The following is a 26020-nucleotide window of genomic DNA, read 5'->3' as shown; positions in this document are numbered from 1 at the left end:
CACGCTCTCTCTTTTTTTGAATCTTTACAGTCGCTTAGTTACAAGCCACTTAGAAGTGAAGTTGAATCACTGAAACGATAACGGCACCAGGGCGACGAACACCTTCGATTTCTACGCGGATCTCACGTTCGATCTCTAGACCTTTCTTAATTGGTGTTACTTTCGTTAACGTACTTTTTGCACGAACGTTGCTGCCCGATTTTACAGGGTATGGGAAACGAACTTGGTTAAGACCAATGTTCACAACCATTTTAGCTGTTGGGAATTGAGACTTGTCAGGATCAACGCTGTCAGTCAAACGAGGAAGCAAAGACAAAGTTAAGAAACCATGCGCGATAGTCGTTTTGAAAGGAGAATCAGTTTCTGCTTTCTCAGGCTCTGTATGGATCCACTGCATATCTTCAGTCACAAGACCGAATTGGTTGATACGATCTTGGCTTACATTGATCCAGTCGCCAGTATGAATAACTTCACCAATCTTCTCGTTCAGCTCATCAAACACAAGTTGTGCTTCTGGCTTCAATACGATTGGTTGCTCTACCGGCACATCTTCATTTACCGCAGGTTTGTGGTGATCACGAACCCACGCAAAGAAATGACTATTTTGCGTACGATTCAGAAAGTCGCCCCAGTAATCTTTAAGAGCTGGAGACATCCATTGCATAAACTCTGAGTGTTGCGAAGACAAGCTATCGCCTCGGTGTTTAAATAAATCAATGACCTTCATAAGAACCTCAATGCACAGAAAATTTCAATATAACTTCGTAATTTTGAAACAGTTCACACTATTGTGCAAATAGTTTCGAGCATACAAGCGTTAGCCGAACACCTATATTTCATTAATAAACATACACTTATTAATAAAACATCATTTTATTAGAAAACCAAAAATAGAGTGTTAGCTCTATCACATAATAAGAATTTGATTATATAAAAAGCGTTTTTATACACCTGAGTAATAAAAAAGGCTTAGCACACTGCTAAGCCTTAATTTTTACAAGGATTAAGGATTTACTTTAAGAAGAATCCGGTTTTTGAAAAGTAACTTCTTCTACTCATCATCAAGTGGTACTAATTTAGTATTACCGCCATGTGCGTTTTCACGCTTGCGTTGTACAAATGCATAGAAGCCTGGGATTAGGAAAGTACCCGCCAACAACACACATAACAGACCACCGATCAATGAAATACCCAGAGAGTTCTGGCTAACGTGACCTGCACCGGCTGCAAAGATTAGTGGGAAGATACCCAAGATAAACGACCAAGACGTCATGTTCACAGCACGGAAACGTAGCGTACCACCCTTGACTGCCGCATCGTCGATCGGTGCGTCTTTCTCTTCACGCTCAACTTTCGCAAATTCTACAATCAAGATTGCGTTCTTTGCTGCCAAGGCTATCAAGAGAACCAAGCCTATTTGCGCGTACAAGTTTAGCGGTGTACCCGTAAGGTTCAGTGCCAAGAAGGAACCTAGGGTCGCAACCGGAACAACCAAGATAATGGCAATCGGGATCGTCCAGCTCTCATACTGAGCCACCATGAACAAGTAAATAAAGATCAGTGCCAGTGCGAAGGCAAAGATAGCTTGGTTACCCGCTAGAACCTCTTGGTAAGCCATGCCAGTCCACTCGTACTGGTAACCTTGTGGAAGAACTTCTGCCGCCACTCGTTCCATTGCTGCTATAGCATCACCACTTGAGTAACCCGGTGCTGGTTGGCCTTGGATTACCGCACTGCGGTACATGTTGTAACGCCATGCTACATCGGGTTCAAAAATCTGATCGTAAGTTACAAGCGTGCTTAACGGGATCATCTCGCCAGCAGAAGAGCGTACGTGGAATCGTTGCAGGTCATCCATGCTGCTACGGTGATCACTGTCTGCTTGCATGGTTACACGGAAGTTCTTACCAAACATGGTGAAATCATTCACGTACAACGAACCGAGGTTGCCTTGTAGCGTTTGGAAGATTTCCGACAACGGAATACCTAACTGTTGTGCTTTCTCACGGTCAATATCCACATAGTAGTGAGGTACGTTGGCGCGGAAAGTACTGAATGTATGTGAAATCTCAGGCTGTTTGCTCGCCTCAGCTATCACGTCATTCATCACCATCGCAAGGTCAGTACGGCTGCGGCCTAACGTATCTTCAAGTACAAACTCGAAACCAGAGGCGGCGCCCATGCCCGGAACTGCAGGAGGCCCCATCGCAAACACGACAGCTTGAGGCAGCTCAGTCGCAGCACGACCATTAATACGCTGCGAGATAGCCTGAGCAGAGTGTTGGCCATCTAACGCATTACGCATATCCCAATCGTGCAGCTTGATAAACATTGACGCACCATTCGACGCAGAAGCGCCCGTCATGAATGCGTAGCCGTTTACGAGTGTTACGCCATCAACACCCGGCTCTTGTTCAACCATTTCAAGCAGCTGCTTAGTCACTTCTTCGGTACGAGACAAGGATGCCGCGTCAGGAAGCTGAACGTTAACCAGCAAAATACCTTTATCTTCTTGAGGTACAAACGCGGTAGACGTTGTCTTCGCAAAGTAAGTCACAGCCGCCAAAGCCACGAAGAAGAAAGTGAACAGTAGAACGCCTTTCTTAACTAAGAAGCCAGCCACTTGACCGTATTTGTTAGTAACAGACTCTAGACCACGGTTAAATGCTTGGTACCAACGCGCCGTGTTACCACCACCCTGCTTAAGAACCAGTGAACACAATGCAGGTGATAGCGTTAATGCGTTAATTGAAGAGATAACAACCGCGATACAGATAGTCAGAGCGAACTGACGATACATGATGCCAGTAATACCCGGAAGCATTGCAACAGGGATGAATACCGCAAGTAGTACCAAGGTTGAAGTAATGATCGGACCCGTTACTTCTTTCATCGCGATCAGCGTAGCTTTACGTGGAGAAATGGTTGGGTCTTTAGCCATCGTGGTATCAACGTTCTCGATAACCAAGATCGCATCATCAACTACGATACCAATCGCCAATATCAAACCAAACAGGGTTACCGTGTTAATGGTAAAGCCCGTCATCTGCATGATGGCAAACGTACCGATCAAAGATACAGGGATCGCAACAACAGGAATCAAGGTTGCACGAGCGCTACCTAAGAACAGGTAGGTTACTGCAATTACCAGCAAAATAGCTTCAATTAGGGTTTTTACTACGCCTTTGATCGACTCAGCAACGAAGACCGTGGTGTCGTAACTCGCTTCATAAGCCACACCTTCTGGGAAGTTCTTGCTTAGGTTCTCTAGCATCGCCATCACCGCTTTACCACTTTCCAGGGCATTAGCGTCAGACTGAAGTGACAGCGTTACGATTGAAGCGTCTTGACCACGGTATTTACCATTGCCATCGTAGAACTTTTTACCAAGCTCAACACGTGCAATGTCTTTTAAGTAAACCGTTGAACCATCTTGAGTGGCGCGAAGTACAACGTTCTCGAACTCATCCGCCGTTTCCAGTCGGCCTTTTGTCACCAAGTTGAATTGTACTTCTTGTGCATTGTTATAAGGTGCAGCACCAATACGACCAGCAGCAACCTGAACGTTCTGTTCCGCCAAAGCACGATTCACGTCAGATGTGGTGATATTGAGGTTTGCCATTTTCTCAGGGTCTAACCAAACACGCATCGCGTATTCGCCACCACCCAACACGTTAACTTCACTGATGCCCTTCACACGAGCCAGTTGGTCTTTAATGTTTAGGTTAACGTAGTTGATCAGGAATTGGTCATCGTACTCACCGTTCGGAGAGTAGAAGTTCAATACCATCAAAAGGTCTGGTGAACGCTTTTTAACAGTCACACCCACCATTCGAACTTCTTGCGGAAGCTTCGATTCGATTTGAGCAACTCGGTTCTGAACGTTGACCTGAGCCATATCTGGGTCAGTACCAACATCAAAAGTTACGTTAAGGTTGTATGAACCATCGTTAGCACTTTTTGAAGACATGTAGATCATATCTTCAACGCCATTAACCGAAGTTTCTATGGGGTCGGCTATCGCCTGTTCCACAACCTCAGCACTTGCGCCCGTGTAGAAAGCAGACACACTTACCGAAGGTGGGCTAATTTTTGGGTATTCCGCCACAGGCAAGATAGCGAGAGAGATCGCACCTGCCAGCGTTAATATTATGGATATAACAAGGGCAAACTTAGGCCTTTGAATAAAGAAACGACTTAACATATCTACGCCCCTTACTCTGCTTGCTCAGTCGCAGAAGGTTGAATGCGAACAGACATACCGTTACGAACACGCTGAAGGCCTTGAGTAATAACGGCATCGTCTTTCTCTAGACCAGAGTGAACAATCACACCGCCTTCAACCTGTCGGCCCATATCAATGTTTCTGCGCTCAGCGACTGGCGCACCTTCACCGTCAACCAACACCATCACAAAGTCACCTTCGAGGTCGGTTTGAACTGCACGGCGCGGAATAGTTACAACATCAATAGACTGCTTTTCACGTAGATCAACACGAACGTGTTGGCCCGGAAGTAGTTGCTGGTCAGGGTTATCTGCAATCGCACGCATCGCGATAGTACCGGTATTCAAGTTAATACGGTTGCCTAAGAAATCTAGCTGGCCTAGATGCTCAAATGCTTCACCGTTCTCAAGCATAATTTGCACTTCAACACGCTCACTGTCACCAGTACCGTCACCTTCAATTCGGTCCATACCTAACTCAATACGCTCACGCTCACTAATGCTAAAAGAGGCGTGAATTGGGTCTAGGCTAACCAAGGTTGTTAATACACCAGAAGACGGTGAAACCAAATCACCAGTACTTACTTTACTGTCGCTAATACGGCCAGAGAAAGGCGCAATAATTTTAGTATGAGAAAGCTGAACGTTAGCGGCATTTAACTGAGCTTGGCCCGCTTCAAGTTGTGCTTGAGAGCCTAGCAAGTTTGCGGTTAGTGCATCGAATTCCGATTGAGAAATGCTGCCTTTAGGAAGTAGGTTCTTACCACGATTGAAATCAAGCTCGGCTTTTTTCAGGTTAGCGTTTGCTTGAGCAACAGCCGCTTTCGCACTTGCTACTTCAGCTTCAAATGATGAAGGCTCTATCGAATAAAGCAGCTGCCCTTTTTCGACCATTTGCCCTTCATTGAAATGACGGCTTTGAAGATAGCCAGAAACCTGCGCAGTAATTGCTGTGTCTTCAACCGCTTCAATACGGCCGATGTACGACTTACTTTGCTGATGAGAAATAACGCTAACATCCTGTACAGCTACGAGAGGTAATGGCGCTTGCTTGGCATTCTGGGCATCTTGCCCACATCCAGCAAGAATTAGAGAGCTTGCAAGAGCCGTAAGGATTAACTTTTTACGCATGGTTATACCGTCACTTATGAGAAATAGAACAGCATAAAAGTTACGTAACACAATTGCTTCAAATGTCCGAGGAATATCAATTATAACTCGCAAAAGTGTTTCAACTTGTAAATTGAAATTGGATATATATCAACCCTTTACAAACCATCAACAATTCATGATCAAATATACGTTTGTTACTTCCCCTCTCTGTATATATTGTCTAACATAATATGGTTTCAATAATAAAAACTCATACTTCCTTGTTAAGGTAATTCGAATGATTTCAAAATGGGCAAAACGTTTCTATCAAATGGCGGAATTAGTCGGTTCCTGGAGTAAAGATCCGTCCACTCAAGTTGGTGCAGTTATCACCAAACACAACCGCATTGTTTCGGTTGGCTTCAATGGCTACCCTCATGGCGTATCGGATAGTGCTGACACTGACGATCGTGAGATGAAATACCTGAAAACGCTTCACGCAGAAGAGAACGCAATCTTGTTTGCTAAGCGTGATTTAGACAGCTGTGAAATCTGGGTGACTCACTTCCCTTGTCCAAACTGTGCAGCAAAGATCATTCAAACTGGTATTTCTGCGGTTCACTGCCCAGAGCAAAGTGAAGACTTCCTTTCTCGCTGGGGAGACAAAATCAAAGTGAGCCAAGATATGTTTGAGCAAGCAGGCGTACAAGTTGATTGGTTGCCATTGGCAGACCTAGACTAAGCGAACAGATAGCAAGAACAAAAAAGCCGAGAGTCGATATTATCGCTCTCGGCTTTCTTTTGTTTGGGGCTCAGCGGACCGCAGAATTAAGCACTAATAGGAAACGCCTCAGAGTATGCTTCCATAAAATCTTTACGAATCTCTTGCTCTAAATGAACCGCCTTCTCGGTTGGGCAGAAAATCATAAAGTGGACCTCTTGCTCACCTGTCGAACTGCTTGTGATGTGAATGTGAGGCTCAGAGCCCGGAAGGTCGACGCCAGCATGCTTTTCGATGACGCTGTTATAACGACGCGCAACATCAATGAACTCTTCACAATTCTCTTCAATTTTCGAGATTAAACCCGGCACCATTGGGTAGAGGTTCACGAAGTCTTTCACTGTCACCGTGAAGCTATGATAAACGTAGCGTTTCATGAAGTTGAGGTTCTTCACCGGATAGGTAAAGAACATGCTGTTAGGTAGCGTGGCCGTCTTGCCAGTAAAGTGGTATTGCCCATGATACAGGTCGATTTCCTGAATCACAGTCGCCATCAAGTTATGTTCGATCACTTCACCACTAATTTTACCCACTTCAATCCAATCACCAATTCGGAAAGAGCGTGAGCTAGCACGTTGAATCGAGCCAGTGAAACACAAAATGATCTCTTTTGAGGCTACTACGATCGCAACGGCAATCGCTGTTACAGAGAGAGCAAACTCACTGATTTCAGACTTCCAGAGTAGGAAAAGCGTAATGACAATTATCGCAAAGGTGCCGTTTTTAGTGCGGGACATCCAATTACGTTGGTCTTCGCTAAGGAAAGCAACATCACCCCTAATTTGAGACAAGGTGATTCGGCGGATGATTAAAACCAGACTGATAATCAGCGCACTAAAAATAAACTTATGAGCGAGTAGAAAATCTATTACTTGCCACACTTTTTCCATTACTTAATCCTTAGCATTACAACATTTAGCTTTACGACGGTTCGCTTTACAATAAAGCCGCTAATATCAGTACTATGAAAAAGCGCTCAACTCCTGAGCGCTCGTGTTCATTCTGGTATTAGCCTAATTAAGGCTATCATTTTATCTTGGCAGAAGTAATAAATTGGCCAAAAGTTTCACACCAAATCACAACGGTATTAAATCTATTAAGATCAGTACCTTCCGGTAGCTCAACCATAAACCGGTCAAATGTTTTGACATCTCCGACTCTGAGTAACTCGCTCTTACTGTCATTGAAGGCTTGTTCAGTTTCAATAAACTTAGGAGAGAGGTAAACCTTGTAGTCCGGCCCAGGAGCAAGTTCGCCTTCAAACGCAATTGCACTTTCTGAAACAGAAACGATACCCTCGCCCCAGTGTAAGAAATCACTATCTTGGCGGTCTTTGGTGAACTCACCAGTATAAATGGCCTGTTGGCTGATCGCTTCAACCGAGCTCGAAGATGGAGAATCAGGTTCAATTAAGATGGGTAATGCGTAAACCCCAAGCCCAAAACCAACAGCACCCACGGCTAAGTGGGTGCAAAGTAAAACTAACTTTTTCATCGCGTACTCCCTTATGCTTAAAGAGAGTATTATTGAATACTCTCAAAAATACAAAGAGATATCGCGTTAAAGGCCGCTATTTTTGGTAGTGAGCAGCAGTACGTTGCGACAATTCAACAATCACTTTTACCGCTTGTTCCATACCTTGAATAGTGATGAACTCATGAATACCGTGGAAGTTGTAACCACCAGTAAAGATGTTCGGGCATGGCAAGCCCATGAATGACAAGCGAGCACCGTCTGTACCGCCTCGGATCGGTTTGATCGTCGGCTCCACATCGCATTCGATCATCGCTTGCTTCGCCAACTCAATAATATGCTGATGAGGTTCAACCATCTCTTTCATATTGAAGTAGCTATCGGTAAGAACCAATTCCACATGCCCTTTCTCTAGGCGCTCATTCAATTCATCCACTTTTTGTTGCATGAATGCCTTACGCGCTTCTACGCCCTCGCGCTCAAAGTCGCGAATGATGTAACCTAGCTCAGAGCGAGCGACACCCATTTCCGCTGACTTCAAGTGGTAGAAACCTTCATAGCCTTCAGTGCATTCTGGCGTTCCTTCTGATGGCATCATCAATTGGAACTGCGCAGCAATGTTCATCGAGTTCACCATCTTACCTTTTGCGGTACCAGGATGAACGTTGACGCCATGACAGATAACATCCGCACTTGTGGCATTGAAGTTCTCAAATTCCAACTCACCAACGGGTCCGCCATCTATGGTGTACGCCCATTCGGCACCAAACTTTTCAACATTAAACAAATCCGCACCACGGCCGATCTCTTCGTCAGGCGTGAAACCAATGCAAATGTCACCGTGTTTGATTTCAGGATTTGCTTTTAGATAAGCGATAGCACTGATGATTTCAGCGATACCCGCTTTGTTGTCTGCACCTAATAAAGTCGTGCCATCGGTTGTAATAAGGTCATGACCATGCAAAGCATCAAGATCTGGGTATTGGCTTGGATTTAAGCTTTCACCACTCGTACCAAGCTCGATGGTTCCGCCCTGATAATCTTTAATAACTTGAGGTTTTACATTCGCGCCTGATGCGTCAGGAGCGGTATCCATGTGTGCGACAAAGCCAATAGCAGGCACAGCGTAATCAACATTCGACGGCAATTTTGCCATCAAGTATCCATTTTCATCCAAAGATACATCAGTTAGCTCTAGCGCAATCAATTCTGACTTTAAGGCTTCAGCAAAGGTAATTTGCCCCGGTGAACTTGGGCATTGCTGATTTGAAGGATCGGATTTGGTATCAAAAGTAACGTAATTCAGGAAACGTTCTACAAGCTTTTCCATAATTCATCTCACCATGGATTAAGTAATTGATTTACTGACTTAATTATTAGATAAATACGAGCACACAGTCAGTAGCGAGGTGTTTCATCTTACGCCCCTGACTATCTATGTATTTGCTCTAAATCATTATTGTGCGAAATTTGATGGGCTTCCTATACTGAATCTAGAGGGTTGCGTCAGTTCAGTATTGCATACGGATGATGAGCGATCGCTTTGTACACATTCTACGCCCTCTGCTCTCAGCCTAAAAAAAGTACAAAGTGGATGATGATCACAATTTATCTCCGATGCAGAATCTGTCATACGTTAGACGGAGATATAGTTATGACGATTAATAAATATTTCATTTTCTCTCCTCAAGCCTCTGAGGAACAACTTCAACCAGTATTAACTGAAAAAGAAGTTCAAAGGCAGGAAGCTCTAAAGCAGGCGCAGACCCAAGGTGGATTTGATACCAGCGCAGCCTAGTAGTTCACGTATATCTAGCACCTTCAAGCCCCTATAAATGAGCTCTATTCACTATCCGGTAGAGCTTATTTATTTTCAGTACCTCTCCCCCTCGATTTGTTTTTAATTCATTGACACTGCCAATCATTAGAGTGTGTTTCTCGCCCCTAAGCTTTTGTTACTTTTCACACATCACGCAGGCTTGCTCAAGTCTCTGAGAAATGGCTCATTAAACTCCCTCAAGCGATACCTTGTCTTGTCATTTTGTGCTAATAATTCATATTCGTTTTCATTCATCACTCGCCCTTTTTTCAAAACTATATGCGAGTACCAGAGAACCCAACAACAGGAATCCTGAATTCAATGGAATATTCAAAACTAGGAAGTAGCCAAATTCCCGTTTCCCGAATTTGTCTTGGGAGCATGACTTGGGGGCTACAAAATACTCAACAGCAAGCCGACCAACAAATTGAATACGCACTAAGCCAAGGCATTAACTTTATTGATACTGCAGAGATGTACGCAGTACCACCTTCTCCAGAAACCTACGGTAAAACCGAAGCGATTATCGGTAACTGGTTGTCGCGCAACCCACAGCGTCGCCAAGAGTTAATCATTGCCAGTAAAATTGCTGGTCCTGGATTACCTTGGGTTCGTAACGGCGGCCCTATCACTGGTGAAGCGGTGATCGCAGCAGTTGATGCATCATTGAAGCGCTTGCAAACGGATTACATCGATCTGTACCAACTTCACTGGCCAAATCGCACAACGCCACACTTCGGTAAACATTTCCCTAATCAGATTCGCTTTAGCGACATTGACAGACAACAACATGAAGCTGAGATGCTGGAGATCTTACAAGCTCTTGCAAGCTGTATTAAAGCGGGCAAAATCCGCCATGTTGGTCTATCTGATGACAGCACTTGGGGCATTAACACTTACCTTAAGTTAGCCGAGAAGCATGACTTGCCGCGTATGGTCTCTATCCAAAATGAATTCAGCTTACTGCACACGAAAGACTGGCCATATTTGATTGAAAACTGCGTGCATGAAGACGTCGCTTACTTACCGTGGTCACCTCTAGCGGCCGGCATGCTTAGTGGCAAATACATTGATGGCGCAAGGCCGGAAGGCAGCCGTTGGACTTACATGCAACGCAAAGGTATTTTCCGTGATACTGAGTTATCTAATGAAGCAGTTAAAGGCTACGTAGAAGTGGCAAACGCTCATGGATTCACGCCGAGTCAGCTCGCCTTAGCATGGTGTAACCAAGTGGATGGGGTTACCTCAACCATTATTGGTGCAACCACTATGGAACAGCTTAAAGAGAACGTAGCCGCGTTCAGTAAGCCGCTTTCTGAAGAAATTCTGACCGATATCAACACCGTCTTTAAACGCTACCCTGTGCCGTATTAAGCCGTAAGTTAAGCTTATCCGGTTCTGTTGAGCTTAAGTTGATTCTATAAGAGCGCACTATTTAGTGCGCTTTTGTTTTTTAAGTGGGTCGCTTTTGCTTTTATATGGATCGCATTGGCTTATCGCACTTTTGGTTACCTAACCTTTGCTCTATAATGCGCGGGCTTATATCTAGGATAAAAACATGATTTCAAAAAACCAATTAAAACTCCTTCGTGCTTTGGGCCAAAAGAAACAACGTAAAGCCCACGGCCTGTTTCTAGTTCAAGGTGAAAAGAACGTTCTTGAGCTGTTCAATAGCGACTTAGTCGTAAAGAACGTCTTTGCTACTGCTGATTTCTTATCTGAAAATCACGCAGCACTGATTGGGTTTGATTGTGTTGAAGCTTCGCTAGACGACCTAACCAAAGCAAGTACTTTGGTTAGTAACAATGCCGCAATTGCTGTGGTTGAGATTCCAAAGGTTCAATTACCAGAAGCGACAGGTTTGATGATCGCGCTTGATGGCGTATCTGACCCTGGCAACCTAGGTACGATCATTCGCGTTGCAGACTGGTATGGCATTAAACATATCGTTGCGAGCAGCGATTGCGCAGACCCATACAACCCTAAAACTATCAGTGCGACCATGGGCAGCTTTGGCCGAGTACACGTGAGCCAAACGGACTTACCAGCTTACTTAGAGCAAGCGAACCTGCCCGTTTACGGCGCATTTTTAGAAGGCGAAAGCGTTCACAAGACGGACTTTACTGCGAACGGTATTTTGCTGATGGGTAGCGAATCTCACGGCATCCGTGAACACGCAGCTAAGTTCGTGACGGACAAGATTACCATTCCAGCATTCGGTGGCGCTGAATCTCTGAACGTAGCAATGGCGACGGGTATCATTCTTGACAACATGCGTCGTCAACATAGCTAACCAATTCAAAGTTAAACGACTAGCCAGAATTCACGGATATAAAGAGCAAGATTCCCTATCTTGCTCGTCCCTCGCAGTAGGGAATGACGTGAAAATACAATTTCGTGGTAAGTTCATATCAGCCGTCATCCTCGAGAAGGAGGGACGACTGAGTCGGGGATCTTTTTAAGGGGGGTTATATCAAGTAGCAGAATTACTTCTCTAGCATTGCCAACTTATCAGGCACGCCATTCCACTTTTCCGCATCATCCATTGCTGGTTTTACTTCTGTTTGTACAGGCCAAATCTCAGCAAGCTCTGCGTTCACTTCAATGAAGATCTTTTGATCTTCAGGCAGTTCGTCTTCTTGGAAGATCGCTTGAGCATCACATTCAGGTACACATAAACCACAATCGATACATTCGATCGGGTTAATTACCATGAAGTTTGGGCCTTCATGGAACGCATCTGCGGGACACACTGCCACACAGTCTGTGTATTTACATTGAATACAATTATCGCCTACGACAAATGCCATGATGCTCTGCTCTATAAGTTAGTCAAAATTGAAGAATGGGGATAATACTCATCCCAAAGCAAAATTCAACATCATACGACTCTAATATCATGTCTATTTGCTCCATGTTTCCAAATTAGTATGACAGATAAATCAAATTCTCGTAAAATGCGCGCCATTGTGAGCTTATCGCTTCTTCCCAACATCAGTGTTACACCAAACTCTGCATTCACTAGAAGCGGTCTAGCTAAGACACCTATAAGAACGAGACATCGAAATGATACGTTTAACCGAAATTAAACTTCCACTAGACCACGAAGAGTCTGCCATTCAAGAAGCGATTGAAGCGAAGCTTGGCATCAACTCAGATCAGGTTATCTCTTTTAATATCTTTAAACGTGGCTACGATGCTCGTAAGAAATCAAAGATCCTGCTTATCTACACGCTGGATGTTCTCGTTGAAAACGAAGCTGAGCTATTAGAAGCCTTCATCAGCGACCCACACGTAAAAGTGACTCCTGACATGGAGTACAAGTTCGTGGCTAAAGCGCTGGAAAACCAAACTGAGCGCCCTGTTGTTATCGGCTTTGGCCCTTGTGGTCTATTCGCTGGTCTAGTGCTTGCTCAAATGGGTTTCAACCCAATCATCGTTGAACGTGGTAAAGAAGTTCGTGAACGTACAAAAGATACCTTTGGTTTCTGGCGTAAGCGTACTTTGAACACGGAATCAAACGTACAGTTTGGTGAAGGTGGCGCAGGTACATTCTCTGACGGTAAGCTATACAGCCAAGTTAAAGATCCAAAACACTACGGCCGTAAAGTAATCGAAGAGTTCGTTGCAGCTGGCGCACCAGAAGAGATCCTATACGTAAGTAAGCCGCACATCGGTACCTTCAAACTGGTTACCATGATCGAAAAAATGCGTGCTTCTATCATCGAACTAGGTGGCGAAATCCGCTTCAGCACTCGTGTAGATGACCTTCACATGGAAGATGGCCAAATCACTGGTCTAACACTTTCTAACGGTGAAGAAATCAAATCTCGCCACGTTGTACTGGCTGTTGGTCACAGTGCTCGTGACACATTTGAAATGCTGCATGATCGTGGTGTTTACATGGAAGCGAAGCCTTTCTCTGTTGGTTTCCGTATCGAACACAAACAATCAATGATTGATGAAGCTCGTTTCGGTAAGAACGCGGGCAACCCAATTCTAGGTGCAGCAGACTACAAACTGGTTCACCACTGTAAGAATGGCCGCACTGTATACAGCTTCTGTATGTGTCCAGGTGGTACTGTGGTTGCTGCAACCTCTGAAGAAGGCCGCGTAGTAACAAACGGCATGAGCCAATACTCTCGTGCAGAACGTAACGCAAACAGCGCAATCGTTGTTGGTATCGACCCAGAACGCGATTACCCAGGTGACGCTCTAGCGGGTATCCGTTTACAACGTGAACTAGAAAGTGGCGCGTTTGTACTAGGTGGTGAGAATTACGATGCTCCAGCACAAAAAATTGGCGACTTCCTGAAAGGTCGTGATCCAAGTGCTCTGGGTGATGTACAACCATCATTCACACCGGGTATCCACCTAACAGACATTTCAAAAGCGCTGCCTGACTTTGCTATCGAAGCGATTCGTGAAGCAATCCCTGCGTTCGAGAAGAAGATCAAAGGCTTCTCTACCCCAGATGGCCTACTAACAGGTGTTGAGACTCGTACGTCTTCTCCGGTATGTATCAAGCGTGGTAAAGACTTCCAAAGCATCAACCTGAAGGGCTTCTACCCTGCTGGTGAAGGCGCAGGTTACGCAGGTGGTATCCTGTCTGCTGGTATTGACGGTATTAAGGTTGCAGAAGCACTAGCATTGTCTATGGTAGAGCAGAACCAAGCTGAGAAGATCGAAATCGCTTAAGAGCGCGGTTAACGAACTAAAGCAAATATCAAAAAGGGCTCAATGAGCCCTTTTTTAGATCTTAATATTAGCTATCCTAGCGCAGCCGTTACTTTTCATCAGCCTCTAACTGCTTAGGGTTCCACTTCCCTTCGTGAATCGCAGCATTAACATCTCTTCTTGGTAGCCAACCCATGGTTTCCAGCTCAGGTTTATCTTTGAAGTGATCAACATAGCCGATACACAAATACGCCACGATATCGATGTTCTCCGGAATATCTAGAGCATCACGTAACGTTGAATCATGCAGAATACTCACCCACCCTAAACCTAGGTTTTCCGCTCTTGCCGCAAGCCACAGGTTTTGAACCGCACAGACTGTGCTATATAAGTCCATCTCTTGTTTGATGGTTCTACCTAACACAACCTTTCCGGTTCGATTGCGATCGCACGTCACGCAGATACCGATAGGTGATTCAACAATGCCTTCAAGCTTTAGGCGTTTATACATCGCCTGCTTTTCATCGGTAAACATTTCTGCTGATTCTGCGTGAGCCTGATTAAAGCCCGCTTTGATCTGTTGCTTGGTTTCAATGTCACGTACCACAATAAAATCCCAAGGTTGCATAAAACCAACACTCGGAGCGTGGTGCGCGGCTGTTAAAACACGCATCAAAACGTCTTCAGGAATCTCATCAGGAAGAAACTGACCACGAACATCTCGGCGAGAAAAAATCGTTTTATATACGGCTTCGCGTTCATCTGGTGTAATTTCCATACTTCCCTGTCTTATCGTCATCTTCTTTGAGGCGGTATTATCCAACTAAAGTGTGGATGTTACTAGCGGTACACAAGCAACATGGTAGAATGCCGCCATTAATCTTATCCTTGTATAAGATTGTTGAACCTTTCCATCGCTATTTAGCCAAATCATACCGAGAAACTTATGCCATTTTCCAAGCTTGGATTAAGCTCACCTATTGTTAAAGCCGTTGCAAAACAAGGCTACGAGAAGCCAACCTCTATTCAAGAAAAAGCAATTCCGATTGTACTTTCTGGTAAGAACCTTATTGCGGCAGCACAAACAGGTACAGGTAAAACTGCGAGCTTTGTTCTCCCTATCTTAGAGATGCTAAGTAAAGGTGAAACGCAACGTAAGAAACGCATCCGTGCCGTGATCCTTACACCAACGCGTGAGTTGGCGGTTCAGGTTGAGCAAAACATCAAGAAGTACGCGAAGTTTTTAAACCTAACGTCGTTAGCAATGTACGGTGGTGTCTCTTACCAACATCAAAAAGATCGTCTGATTGAAGGGGTTGATATTTTAGTGGCGACGCCAGGACGCTTGATCGACATGTATGGTCAACGTGCGGTTCACTTTGATGAAGTTGAAGTGTTAGTTCTGGATGAAGCAGATCGCATGCTAGACATGGGCTTCATCGAAGACATCAACAAGATCATCGCTCGCTTACCACAAGATGTACAAAACCTGCTGTTCTCAGCAACGCTTTCTACACCAGTACGTGCACTAGCGAAGAGTGCTATCAGTGATGCTGAAGAGATTTCAATTGCTAAGACAGACGCATCAAAAGCGAACATTGAGCAATGGTTGGTAACGGTAGATAAAGATCGTAAGTCTGCACTACTTAGCCACATGATTACTGAGGGTAACTGGGACCAAGCGCTTATCTTCATCGAAACCAAGCATGGTGCGGCTAAGCTCGTATCTCAACTTGAAAAGCGTGGCATTCATGCTGAAGCGTTCCACAGTGGACGTAGCCAAGCAATTCGTGAAAAGATCTTGGCTGACTTCAAGAAAGGTCACCTTAAGTTTCTAGTAGCAACGGGCGTTGCTGCACGTGGTATTGATATCGACAACCTACCACGCGTTGTTAACTACGATATGCCTTTCCCAGCAGACGACTACGTTCACCGTATTGGTCGTACTGGCCGTGCTGATGCAACGGGTGAGGCTATCTCTTTCTTATCAAAAGACAACTTCAAGAACCTATGCATTATTGAGAAGCGCCTTGGTCACTTGATTGAACGCCGAGTGGTTGAAGGTTTTGAACCACGTAAAGAAGTGCCTATTTCGGTGCTGAACTTTGTTCCTAAGAAGAAAAGAGAACAGCAAGCAAAAGAAGGCAAGTAATTAGCCGAGCTTGATTTCAAGTCAAAGCGCGTAACGCCCAATTATAATCAAAACGAAGCCAACTAAGGCTTCGTTTTGTTCTTTAAACCAGTGAGAGGGAAGCCAATGATCACCCCAATTGCAACACGATTAACCCGAGGCCAAGACTTAAAGCTTGAACTACAAAAGCTAGTGGCTAAACATAACGTCGCAGCGGGCTCTATTGCATCTTGTGTGGGCTGTGTTTCCCAACTCAATATTCGCTTAGCAAACGCAAACCACACAAAGTTGATTCAAGCGCCGTTCGAAATCGTGTCTGTCATGGCAACACTAACGCCCAACCACCAGCACGTTCACATTTCGGTAGCTGATGAGAATGGCGATGTGATTGGTGGTCATTTACTTGAAGGAACCATCATCGCAACCACCGCTGAATTAATTATTCATCGCTACGATACCTTGACCTTCAGCAGAGAGCATGACGATTCGACAGGTTACACTGAGCTCACTATCAGTGACAACCCACAATAAGCTGGCTACACCGACGGCAATACCAACGCTTATATCAAGCGATACAGATAAACAGTTATTAGGAAACACCATGGCTCCACACTCCGCAGACTCCGTTATCGTTCTCGATTTCGAAACCACTGGCTTGTCCCCGAATATGGGCGATCGAGCGATAGAAATTGGTGCTGTGAAACTCGTTAACGGCGAAGTAGTCGACACCTTTCAACAACTAATGAACCCAGGATTTCGCGTGAGCGGGTTCATTGAAGGCTATACCGGAATCACGAATCGTATGTTAAGCACTGCTGCTAGCTGCGGAGAAGTAATGGATGAGTTTGCAGATTTCATTCAAGACAACCAATTAGTTGCTCATAATGCCTCGTTTGATAAGCGATTTCTTGATGCAGAGTTGGATAACATTGGTCGTGATTACAATGGACAATTTGCATGCTCAATGCTGATCGCTCGTCGCCTTATCCAAGACGCACCGACTCATAAGTTAGGTGATCTTGTCCGTTTCAAGAATATCGACAACGATGGTACTTTCCACAGAGCGTTAGCCGATTCAGAGATGACAGCAAGACTATGGTTATTAATGATTGATGAGCTGCAGAGTGACCACGGTATACAACAGCCTAGCTTCCAATTGATGCAGAAAATATCCAAGACAGCCAAGGGCGCTATTCCAAAGCTCCTAGTGAATAGCCGAGGTTAATAGCGTTCACAACAAATAGTTTGGGTAGGAGGCCGCTTTATGTTTCTAGAGCGGCCTTTTCATTTATCAGAACGGCTGGCTTACGCCCTACTCTTGCAACGTAATCAGTGTTGACTCAAGGCTCTCTAATTCATTCAGGAAATAAGACCATTGCTTATCACTACTTACCGCTGCGATATCCACTAAAAACTTGGCAGATGTCTGCATATTCTTGTTAAGTTGAGATTCCAAACCGTCTGGGTAATAAGATTCATTGTTCAAAAGCAACTTCATAATAATCGGCTGAGAGATATGCAAGTCGCTCTTCTTTTCCATGAGCAGAGTGAGATCTTGATAAGTATTATTTTGATACTCTCGCCAGCTATCATTGGTATTTATCCACTCTTGAGACCAAGTCACAATAATCTGTTTTTGTTCTTTTGATATCGATCCTAACCATCGCTCTAAACGCTCTTCTATTCGATCGCGATATTGTTCTCTAGAATCATCATCATTCAAAGATAATCTCTCTTCGTAAAACTCTTGCTGCTTTTTTCTAAAGTTCGTTAAGAACTCTCTATCCTGCCTAGGGCTAAGCTGCATACTTAACGCGTAAATGTCAGGAGAGAATTTATTGACGATGCTTCGAATGTGATTCTTTATTTGCTCACTTTGCTCAACAATAAAAGCAGGACTCAACCCTGAACGATTGATATTTTTCAGCACTTGTAGCTGTTCAATATAAAGCGGCAGCTGAGTTTCTTTGTGCCATGCTTGAAGAGAGTCTAAACGTGCCTCTAACTCGGACTGTTGGCTATTAGATAGAGAAACAAAGTCTTCTATGTAACTCACCGCAAACCAACTGATGTTGCTATAAGCGAATTTAGTTCCACACCCAACAAATAGGAAACAGACCAATAGAAGTAACCAACGGCATTTTCTCATTACACCCTCTCACAGCCTATGACTAATCAGTAAACCCAAACGACAAAATAGATTTACTCTTGATCTTATAACATTAGCTATAAAAGCAAGTTCCGGTAAAACTTTCAGATAAATTGAGACTTAGCCTTGCCAAATAAGCCATTTCGGCAAATGATTAAAATAAAACCTATTGTTAGCAGTGATGTTATTCGGCTTTTTTACTTATTTGAAATGCAAGTTGGAAATAGCTGCACGATTTAAATGAGTATCGAATGAACAGTATTTGGGAGGGAAGCTATGGCCGCTATTCCTGAAAATACCAGCGCGTTAGAATACGAGCTTTGCTATTTTGACGATGGGGAAGTAACTACCATGACAATAATAGCGAGCAACCGACAGGAAGCGATGACTTGGTATCTTAACGAAGGGAAACATCTGAACGACCTTTATTCGATAAGGCCCGATGAATAGAGAGCAGATTAATCGTGATATAGAATGGGGAAATAGAGCACCCCATTGAGAAACACCCTTTACTGCAGCGTGCTTAACGTGACAGTAAAGGGCTAGAATCTCGAATTACTTCAGAATTCGGGCGCGGAATTGACGGCCCTTCATTTTGCCTGATTCGATCTTATTCAATGCTTTCTTAGCAACAGAACGCTCTACCGCTACGTAAGCACGCATTGCGAATAAGTTAATCTTACCTACCGACTTGCCTTCGATACCACCTTGACCAGTCAATGCGCCAAGAATATCACCAGCACGAAGCTTGGCTTTCTTACCACCATCAATTTGGATCGTTACCATGTTTGAGTAGTATGGTTTTGCGATTGGTTTCGCTGGTAGTTCAGATGGCTCGATTGGCATGTCCATGTACTCATCAATTTGAGCCACACGGTACATCTCTTTTTCGCTAAAGAAACTGATCGCCACGCCTTTACTACCTGCACGCCCCGTACGACCAATGCGGTGTACGTGAACTTCTGGGTCACGAGACAACTCGAAGTTGAATACTGCATCTAGGTTATCAACGTCTAGACCACGAGCCGCAACGTCTGTAGCAACTAGAATCGAGATAGTTTTGTTTGAGAACTGAACCAAAGCTTGATCACGTTCGCGCTGCTCCATATCACCATGCAGTTCAATAACGCTAAAGCCACGGTGGCTTAGTTCGTCAGTCACGTTCTGCACTTCTTTCTTCGTGTTACAGAACACAACTGCTGATTCTGGTTGATGATGAAGTAACAACAACTCTAGAGCATCGTCACGAGCCTCAGAACCTTCAAGCTTGTAGAAGTGCTGCTGAATGCTCGAGTGATCGTGCGTCGATTCAACTTTCACCATTTCTGGGTTACGCATGATGCGGTCAGCAACTGATTTAATTTGTTTAGGGAAAGTTGCACTAAACAGAAGAGTCTGACGATCTTTTGGTGCTGCATCGATAACTGCATCCAATGCGTCTTGGAAGCCCATCTCTAGCATGCGATCCGCTTCATCTAATACCAGCGTGTTCAGCTCAGATAGGTCAATGCGGCCTTTCTCCAAGTGATCAAGAATACGACCAGGGGTACCGACTAAGATGTGAGCGCCATGCTCTAGTGAGCCAATTTGTGGCCCCATTGGCATACCACCACACAGTGTCAGCACTTTAATATTGTGAATACCACGAGCAAGCGTACGAATCTCTTTTGCTACTTGGTCTGCCAATTCACGAGTCGGACACAACACTAGAGATTGAACACGGAAACGCTTAACGCGCAGGTTTTGCAGCACGCCTAAACCGAAAGCAGCTGTTTTGCCTGAACCCGTTTTACCCTGACCGATAACGTCTTTGCCATTTAGGATAGTAGGAAGACTTAACGCTTGGATCGGCGTCATTTCAGTATAGCCAAGAGAATCCAACGTATGCAGAAGCTCAGGTTTAAGGGCGATTGAAGAGAATTTTGAAGTGCTCAATGGAAATATCCAACTGGTGAAAAACAGAGTGCATTATGAGTGTTTTTGAAAATTATTCCACCTTAATCACAGTTTGGATTAACAAACAATCATAAGAAATATTTATCAATTGGCGGTGTTAATTGAACAAAAAATACGGGATACTATAAAATAAAAAACATTATCCCATAGGAATCATCAGTATGAAAAGAACTTCGTGGCATAAAGGCTTCACACTATTAGAGCTTATTGTTGTTATTGCCATACTTGCTGTTGTCGCAGTTATTGCGGCTCCTCGTTTTTTATCCATTGCTGATGATGCAAGAGAAGTAACAAGCCGAGCGCTATTTGACAATTTCCGGGCTGGTGCTGAGATCTACCAAGGCGCGTGCTTAGCCAGAGGTGGTGATGTGACTGAGCTTCAAGGAAAGAATACTTCTGACTTCAATATCGACGGAATTTACTCAAACTTTTCTGGCAGTTGCTATCCCGTTCGCAATAGTAACTCAGGCGTTCGAAGAGATATCAATAATGCGCGAGGATGCTACGAGCTTTTCCAGGACATAGTAAATAGTGATCACTTCGAAGATATCAACTTTGGTACTGGCGGATGGAAAAATGGTGAAACGGTTAAAGAAAGCGAGTTAATTGCCGCTCGTGATGCTGGATACCAAGTCTATATCCACCAAAGGTCAAAATACTTTTCCTACTGCCACTATTACAACATCGAAGGTGATTTGAATAACGCGCCTTACCTGCTTTATAACGCAGTGGATGGCATCATGGTTTCTGGCACCAAAAACCTATCCAATGGCTTTAGTTGGGCAAATGAGCTTCAAGAGTATCCAGTCGCGACTCCGCCACCATACGACAAGTAGATGCTTCACGCTTAAACTAAAAAGCCAGCTTTGTTAGCTGGCTTTTGCTTCTTTACGGATTGCTTTCTATGGCACACCATGGCCTTTAGAAGCCACCCACACGCGATACCATTGTTCGCGAGTCAGTTCGATTTTCAGTGCATCAACAGCTGTCTTAACGCGTTCAATCTTACCAGAGCCAATAATAGCAATTGGGTTAGATGGTAAACGACGTACCCAAGCGTAGATCACTTGGTCAATACTGTCTGCACCCACTTCTTGACGAATCGCTTCTAGTTCTTCACGAACACGAATTGCTTGTGCAGAATCACCACTGAAAATACTACCGCCACCTAAACAAGACCACGCCATAGGACGAACACGGTTCATCTGTAGTTGATCCAAAGTACCGTCGTGTACAACGTCGAAATTCAATGGGTTGATTTCAACTTGGTTAGTCACTAACGGTTTGCCTAATCGAGATTGCAATAATTCGAATTGACGTGGTGAAAAGTTAGATACACCAAAGTGCTTAACCTTACCGACTTTGTGCAGCTCTGCAAAGGCTTCTGCTACTTCGTCTGCATCCATTAAGGCATCAGGACGGTGAATCAGCAATACATCGATATCGTGAACGCCTAGGCGCTCTAATGAGTTATTTACTGATTGGTAGATATGCTGTGCGCTAGTGTCGTAGTGATTGATCTTACGCTCAGGAGTGTGGTCACCACACAAGTTGATATCACACTTGGTGACGATTTGAATCTCGTCTCGAAGGCTAGGCTCCAGCGCGAGTGCTTCACCAAACAACTTTTCACACTGGTAGTTACCATAGATATCCGCGTGATCAACCGTTGTGATACCAAGATCTATGTGTTGCTTAAGGAAAGTTAGACGTTGTTGAGGGGTCATGCCCCACTCTGCCGTACGCCAGTATCCTTGCACCAACTCAGAAAGTTCTGGGCCTTGTGGCGCTATCGTTACTTTTGCAACCATGGGTTGTCTCCTTTATCAATACTGAGCGTATCCTATGCTCGTTTTACCGACGGCTCAACGTTTAACAAATGGCAAAGGTAAACGCTTGCTAAAACTGTGAGAGCAACAGAAAAACGAACACTCAAATCAATAATAGCTTGCTGTCTGGCTCTCAGGCGTTCTAAGAAAAAGGTGGTTTAGTCGAATGAAAAATAACACTTTCTATAAATTTGAGTGATTAAAAGCGATTAAGTTCCACGATCAAATTGTCTTCGTCACTCGTGAGAACGATCCAGGGAGAGTCAACATTCGGGACATTCCATCGGCTTATTTGCTCTGAAGAGTCGTGCGATCCATTCATAAACTCGATCAACTGCTTATCCACTATGCCAGCACTTACTCCTTCCCTTTCTGCCAGTTCAAGTTGGCTCACAACATCGAACTCATCTTCCCCAATTCGAATTGAGCTGAGCGCAAAGCCATCTTGGCGTAGGTATGCTTGAAGTTTGGTGTAACTTAATTTGGAATATGGCAGTGTGAAACGAACGACTTCGACACTTGATGCTGTTAAGTCCAACTCTACATACACATCAAGATCGTAGTACTGCGTTAGGTCACTACACAGCTGAGTGCCTTCGACTTCGCCACAATCCATTAAATCGATGTCGTTAATATAGTGTTGGGAACTAGGCTGAGCGTGGCTCGTGTTAAACACGGTTCGCAGCCACCAGCTTTCATTCGCTTGAACGAAGAAAGAGAGGATATTGAAAGCTAATAGTACGATTAGGGCAGAAAGACGTTTCATTAATGTTGCTTATTCAAATCACTAGACGTGACTCATTATACGCAACCCATCAACCTACAACCTGTACAGCCACAAATTTTAAGCGAAAAAAAACGGGCATACATGCCCGCTAGATAAATTCATCGCCGAATAACGTAATCCGTCACGTTGAGAACCATTACGAAAGTGAGGATATCACTCCGCCGTCAATATTACAACATGACGTACCCATTATTTATATCCACCTTCAATAGCAGGTTCTTCAAGCGACAATCTCACTTTGTTACGTTGAATCGCTTCTGGTGGTAAGCTGATGAAACCGTACTGATTTAACACCTCTTGATGGTCTTCAGAAAGCGTTAAGCCGATAAAGAATTTCTCTTGTTCAGTAAACCCTTTACGGTGTGCTGGGATGTTCAAGTACATGTAATACACAGTCGCTAATGGGTAACGCCCAGAGAGGATTGTCTCTTTGTTAAGGTCGTAATTAACCCCTAAGTTATCGACAACGCTCAGCCATTTCACATCAGAGATTTGATCCGAGTATACGGTGTAACCAATCGCCGCCTCTTCATCTTCAATCATGTTTATAAGATGTGGTAAGTCCGATAGGAATTGAGTGTGTGCATATTCTCCATCGGTTCCACACTCAACCCAACTAGAAAAGGTGGTATGCCCTTTCAGGTTATGGTCAATGGCGAAAGGCAGCATATGGGTGTCTAGGCTTTCGCCATTACGAGCATCACTAGTTGGCGACCATTTAGGGTGCTTAGGATCATTCGAGCATCCAAACACATCGATAAGCTCAGCTACCGTTATGGATGTGGCTGGGTTATCTTCATTGGCCAGAATTGCAATCACATCGGCTGTAAACATTAGCTCTGTCGGCCTATAACCGTAGCGCATGTCAAACCTTGCCATCTCTTTGTCGGTCCACTTTTTCGAAGTAATACCCACACGAGAACGCTGCATGATCATTTGTTCTGGCACGCTGTCACTCAACAAAAGCTCCAAGTCGATCTCTTGACTCTTGAGCAAGTCTTCAACCAAGGCTTCCATATTAGGCTCAATGGCGACTAAGCCGATCTCAGTGACGTCATTCGCCGATGTTTCTGGTGAGAAAAGGGCCGGTATAGTGGCAAGCAGTAAGCCAGATTTATTTGATAGACTCTTCATTACTGGCCTCCTTCCAGGTCGATCATTATCTTAGATTCAACGTCACTGTTACTGTCTAGCTGCATCTCTGAAGTGAAAATATTCCAAGATGGATTCACTTCCATACTCTCGGTTTTTAACACTGCAATGGTTCTACGTTTACGCTTGTGAAGATGCTGAGTTAGGCTAGTTATCTGAGTAAATTCTTGTTCAAAGATACGCTGACTATCGATTCCGCGGTCGATTAGTGCGTCTCGGATAACGCCCGTTCTTCTCTTAGCCAATGCCTTGTTGTATGTATTGGTACCCTCTGAGCTAGTATCGCCCACCAAGGTTACTGAAGCGTCCGGTTGCTCACCAAGCAAACGAACTAGCTCGTTCAACACCGCCGTATGCTCTGGTTTAAGGTCGTACTTATCGAAATCAAACGCCACGCTGAGTACTTCAACGTCTTCTACGATCTTCCAGTTCGCACAGCCTTTGATATCAACGGTTACGCCTTCAGGTGTGTCCGCGCACAGGTCTCGCTGGTTGATCACTCCGTCACGGTCATTATCCGCTAAATCATCGATTTGGTGACGAGTCATGGTGGTGTCTGGCGTTTCAGCACAGCCCATCAGCAAAATAGAACTAAGTAGTGCGAGTTTAATATGTTTCATTACTTGTTCTCCCCTTGCCACTCTTCTGGATGTTCAACCCTCAATGCGTAGGTCAACATGCCCATCGCGTTTAATACTCGGTATGCTGCCAATGTCCGATCATATTCTGTACTGATGAAATTTCGTCTAGCTAGGAAAACCTCAACCTTGGCATCGAGAACATCCAGTAGGCTTCGTCTGCCGACATTAAATTGCTGGATATAACCTAGCTCGGCTATTTTGGCAGCGTCCACGTTCTGTTGAAGCAAAGACTTTTGCTGTTCAAGCATTTTGTACGCGTTCCAAGCGAGCTGAGTCCCCTCTTTCACTTCGCGCTCAGTTCTGACTCGAATCGCTCTAGCCTCTTCTACGCGCCACGCTGACGATTCGACACGTGAATCTGTAGAAAAACCATTAAACAGATCGTAATCCATGGTCAGCATGATTCGGGCATCTTCGTCGACGCCACCAGGCGGATTCGAGACGTTGTCATTCTTATTCGCGTGGAGCTCTAATTTGACCTCTGGGTAGTAATCGCCTTTCTCTCTCCGCATCTCTTTACGAGCGGCATCGATATCAAGTAAAGAGGCTTTAATTTCAGGGTGATTCTCTACTGCCTGTTCGAGAGCCACTTCAGCAGAACTTGGTAACAGAGCGTAATCAAAACGTGGATACACCAAGTTCACCGCCGGCTTGCCGACCAAACGTAAGTATTGGTTTTGCAAATCAAACAGGTTGTTTTGAGCCGCGATCAATGAAGACTGTGCCGTCGCGACACGAGCCGAGATCTGAGCTAAGTCTGAATTACTGCTTAAACCTTTGCTCTTTTTATCTTGGATATCTTGATAAATCTCTTGGTGCTCTTTCACGTTACGTTTGGACAGTTCCAAAAGTGTCTCGGCTTTCAAGATATCAAGGTAGTTTCGAACCACATCCAGTGACACATTTTCAGCACGAGAAATCAGCGTCAAACGCTCCGCTTCCGCTTCGTAAGTTAAACGGTCGACATTCGAGGTTGTTTTGAAACCATCAAACAGTAGCTGAGAGACTTTAACACCAATTTCTGTTCGTGTGAGGCCTCGGTCGTCGGTATCAAGCTTACTTCCGCTGTTATAGCGAGTCTCTTCATAACCCGCTGCTGCATATAAATTGACTTGTGGCATATACAAGCCACTCGCCGCATCTCCGTCTCGTATTACCGATTGGTATCTGGAGTACTGCGCCAATATCTCTGGACTATAGTCAATGGCAAATGCCACTGATTCTTCTAATGAGGCAGCTTGAGAAAGCCCGCTCATCAGTAAGCAAGAAGAGAGTAAGAATTTTGAATGCATTACACTTCCTTTTATAT

The 26020-nt window shown here is 44.5% G+C and carries 25 protein-coding genes; 10 read left to right on the top strand and 15 right to left on the bottom strand.

Annotated features, from left to right (window positions below; all coding sequences use genetic code 11):
- Positions 1 to 49: 49 nt before the first annotated feature.
- From L1D55_RS14870 to L1D55_RS14860, 3 genes are all read right to left on the bottom strand, one after another.
- The gene (locus L1D55_RS14870) at positions 50 to 727 is read right to left on the bottom strand and encodes a MaoC family dehydratase (RefSeq protein ID WP_105023738.1); all 678 of its coding nucleotides are present in this window, start codon (positions 725 to 727) and stop codon (positions 50 to 52) included.
- Between the two features lie 324 nt (positions 728 to 1051).
- The gene (locus tag L1D55_RS14865) at positions 1052 to 4204 is read right to left on the bottom strand and encodes an efflux RND transporter permease subunit (protein WP_239917966.1); all 3153 of its coding nucleotides are present in this window, start codon (positions 4202 to 4204) and stop codon (positions 1052 to 1054) included.
- An 11-nt stretch (positions 4205 to 4215) separates the two neighbouring features.
- On the bottom strand, positions 4216 to 5355 hold the full coding sequence (locus L1D55_RS14860; RefSeq protein ID WP_239917965.1) for an efflux RND transporter periplasmic adaptor subunit: 1140 nt from the start codon (positions 5353 to 5355) through the stop codon (positions 4216 to 4218).
- A 259-nt stretch (positions 5356 to 5614) separates the two neighbouring features.
- Between L1D55_RS14860 and L1D55_RS14855 the strand changes: the two genes are divergently transcribed.
- Positions 5615 to 6058: a cytidine/deoxycytidylate deaminase family protein gene (locus L1D55_RS14855; RefSeq protein WP_004737813.1), complete on the top strand. Its 444-nt coding sequence runs from the start codon at positions 5615 to 5617 to the stop codon at positions 6056 to 6058.
- An 86-nt stretch (positions 6059 to 6144) separates the two neighbouring features.
- On the opposite strand, the gene L1D55_RS14850 is transcribed toward L1D55_RS14855, so the two are convergent.
- The 3 genes from L1D55_RS14850 to pepT form a co-directional block, all read right to left on the bottom strand.
- Positions 6145 to 6987: a mechanosensitive ion channel family protein gene (locus tag L1D55_RS14850; RefSeq protein WP_239917964.1), complete on the bottom strand. Its 843-nt coding sequence runs from the start codon at positions 6985 to 6987 to the stop codon at positions 6145 to 6147.
- A gap of 136 nt (positions 6988 to 7123) precedes the next feature.
- Positions 7124 to 7591, bottom strand: a complete 468-nt coding sequence (locus L1D55_RS14845) for a DM13 domain-containing protein (RefSeq protein ID WP_102547758.1) — start codon at positions 7589 to 7591, stop codon at positions 7124 to 7126.
- Positions 7592 to 7667: 76 nt separating this feature from the next.
- On the bottom strand, positions 7668 to 8900 hold the full coding sequence (pepT, locus tag L1D55_RS14840) for a peptidase T (RefSeq protein ID WP_239917963.1): 1233 nt from the start codon (positions 8898 to 8900) through the stop codon (positions 7668 to 7670).
- A gap of 324 nt (positions 8901 to 9224) precedes the next feature.
- Here pepT and L1D55_RS14835 point away from each other — a divergent pair, with 324 nt between their 5' ends.
- The 3 genes from L1D55_RS14835 to L1D55_RS14825 all read left to right on the top strand — a co-directional run bounded on the left by L1D55_RS14835 (position 9225) and on the right by L1D55_RS14825 (position 11682).
- A complete protein-coding gene (locus L1D55_RS14835) occupies positions 9225 to 9368 on the top strand; it encodes a hypothetical protein (RefSeq protein ID WP_004737809.1) in 144 nt (47 codons plus the stop codon).
- 342 nt (positions 9369 to 9710) lie between these two features.
- A complete protein-coding gene (locus L1D55_RS14830) occupies positions 9711 to 10763 on the top strand; it encodes an aldo/keto reductase (protein ID WP_275665316.1) in 1053 nt (350 codons plus the stop codon).
- 184 nt (positions 10764 to 10947) lie between these two features.
- Entirely contained in the window at positions 10948 to 11682 is a 735-nt protein-coding gene (locus L1D55_RS14825; protein ID WP_239917962.1) for an RNA methyltransferase, read from the top strand.
- A 193-nt stretch (positions 11683 to 11875) separates the two neighbouring features.
- Here the strand turns inward: L1D55_RS14825 and fdxA are convergent, their stop codons facing one another.
- The gene (fdxA, locus tag L1D55_RS14820; protein WP_004737806.1) at positions 11876 to 12199 is read right to left on the bottom strand and encodes a ferredoxin FdxA; all 324 of its coding nucleotides are present in this window, start codon (positions 12197 to 12199) and stop codon (positions 11876 to 11878) included.
- 256 nt (positions 12200 to 12455) lie between these two features.
- On the opposite strand from fdxA, the gene L1D55_RS14815 reads away from it, so the two are divergent.
- Positions 12456 to 14087: an NAD(P)/FAD-dependent oxidoreductase gene (locus L1D55_RS14815; protein WP_239917961.1), complete on the top strand. Its 1632-nt coding sequence runs from the start codon at positions 12456 to 12458 to the stop codon at positions 14085 to 14087.
- An 88-nt stretch (positions 14088 to 14175) separates the two neighbouring features.
- On the opposite strand, the gene bluB is transcribed toward L1D55_RS14815, so the two are convergent.
- The gene (bluB, locus tag L1D55_RS14810) at positions 14176 to 14844 is read right to left on the bottom strand and encodes a 5,6-dimethylbenzimidazole synthase (protein WP_239917960.1); all 669 of its coding nucleotides are present in this window, start codon (positions 14842 to 14844) and stop codon (positions 14176 to 14178) included.
- Between the two features lie 168 nt (positions 14845 to 15012).
- On the opposite strand from bluB, the gene L1D55_RS14805 reads away from it, so the two are divergent.
- From L1D55_RS14805 to L1D55_RS14795, 3 genes are all read left to right on the top strand, one after another.
- The gene (locus tag L1D55_RS14805) at positions 15013 to 16218 is read left to right on the top strand and encodes a DEAD/DEAH box helicase (RefSeq protein WP_128164840.1); all 1206 of its coding nucleotides are present in this window, start codon (positions 15013 to 15015) and stop codon (positions 16216 to 16218) included.
- Between the two features lie 105 nt (positions 16219 to 16323).
- Positions 16324 to 16728, top strand: a complete 405-nt coding sequence (locus L1D55_RS14800) for a DUF296 domain-containing protein (RefSeq protein WP_239917959.1) — start codon at positions 16324 to 16326, stop codon at positions 16726 to 16728.
- Between the two features lie 70 nt (positions 16729 to 16798).
- Positions 16799 to 17422, top strand: a complete 624-nt coding sequence (locus tag L1D55_RS14795) for a 3'-5' exonuclease (RefSeq protein WP_239917958.1) — start codon at positions 16799 to 16801, stop codon at positions 17420 to 17422.
- 87 nt (positions 17423 to 17509) lie between these two features.
- Here L1D55_RS14795 and L1D55_RS14790 read toward each other — a convergent pair whose 3' ends face one another.
- Positions 17510 to 18346: a DUF6279 family lipoprotein gene (locus L1D55_RS14790; RefSeq protein WP_239917957.1), complete on the bottom strand. Its 837-nt coding sequence runs from the start codon at positions 18344 to 18346 to the stop codon at positions 17510 to 17512.
- A gap of 276 nt (positions 18347 to 18622) precedes the next feature.
- On the opposite strand from L1D55_RS14790, the gene L1D55_RS14785 reads away from it, so the two are divergent.
- Positions 18623 to 18796, top strand: a complete 174-nt coding sequence (locus L1D55_RS14785) for an RNA helicase (RefSeq protein WP_128164848.1) — start codon at positions 18623 to 18625, stop codon at positions 18794 to 18796.
- Between the two features lie 105 nt (positions 18797 to 18901).
- Here L1D55_RS14785 and dbpA read toward each other — a convergent pair whose 3' ends face one another.
- Positions 18902 to 20281: an ATP-dependent RNA helicase DbpA gene (gene dbpA / locus L1D55_RS14780; protein WP_102424864.1), complete on the bottom strand. Its 1380-nt coding sequence runs from the start codon at positions 20279 to 20281 to the stop codon at positions 18902 to 18904.
- Positions 20282 to 20463: 182 nt separating this feature from the next.
- Here dbpA and L1D55_RS14775 point away from each other — a divergent pair, with 182 nt between their 5' ends.
- Positions 20464 to 21138, top strand: a complete 675-nt coding sequence (locus L1D55_RS14775; RefSeq protein WP_239917956.1) for a prepilin-type N-terminal cleavage/methylation domain-containing protein — start codon at positions 20464 to 20466, stop codon at positions 21136 to 21138.
- Between the two features lie 66 nt (positions 21139 to 21204).
- Here L1D55_RS14775 and L1D55_RS14770 read toward each other — a convergent pair whose 3' ends face one another.
- The 5 genes from L1D55_RS14770 to L1D55_RS14750 all read right to left on the bottom strand — a co-directional run bounded on the left by L1D55_RS14770 (position 21205) and on the right by L1D55_RS14750 (position 26003).
- Positions 21205 to 22113 carry an aldo/keto reductase family oxidoreductase gene (locus L1D55_RS14770; protein WP_239917955.1) on the bottom strand — a complete coding sequence of 303 codons (909 nt, stop codon included), beginning with the start codon at positions 22111 to 22113 and terminating at the stop codon, positions 21205 to 21207.
- A gap of 217 nt (positions 22114 to 22330) precedes the next feature.
- Positions 22331 to 22897: a hypothetical protein gene (locus L1D55_RS14765; RefSeq protein ID WP_239917954.1), complete on the bottom strand. Its 567-nt coding sequence runs from the start codon at positions 22895 to 22897 to the stop codon at positions 22331 to 22333.
- A gap of 210 nt (positions 22898 to 23107) precedes the next feature.
- The gene (locus L1D55_RS14760; protein WP_239917953.1) at positions 23108 to 24052 is read right to left on the bottom strand and encodes a substrate-binding domain-containing protein; all 945 of its coding nucleotides are present in this window, start codon (positions 24050 to 24052) and stop codon (positions 23108 to 23110) included.
- Positions 24052 to 24690 carry an OmpA family protein gene (locus L1D55_RS14755; protein ID WP_239917952.1) on the bottom strand — a complete coding sequence of 213 codons (639 nt, stop codon included), beginning with the start codon at positions 24688 to 24690 and terminating at the stop codon, positions 24052 to 24054. Before L1D55_RS14755 ends, L1D55_RS14760 begins: the two co-directional genes overlap by 1 nt.
- The gene (locus tag L1D55_RS14750) at positions 24690 to 26003 is read right to left on the bottom strand and encodes a TolC family outer membrane protein (protein ID WP_239917951.1); all 1314 of its coding nucleotides are present in this window, start codon (positions 26001 to 26003) and stop codon (positions 24690 to 24692) included. The genes L1D55_RS14755 and L1D55_RS14750 overlap by 1 nt, the downstream gene beginning before the upstream one ends.
- Positions 26004 to 26020 lie beyond the last annotated feature (17 nt).

Source organism: Vibrio sp. Isolate22, assembly GCF_022398115.1.
In the GTDB taxonomy this organism is placed as follows: Bacteria; Pseudomonadota; Gammaproteobacteria; order Enterobacterales; family Vibrionaceae; genus Vibrio.
Note: the sequence above shows the minus strand (reverse complement) of the source record. Positions and strands in the feature narration are given on the sequence as shown.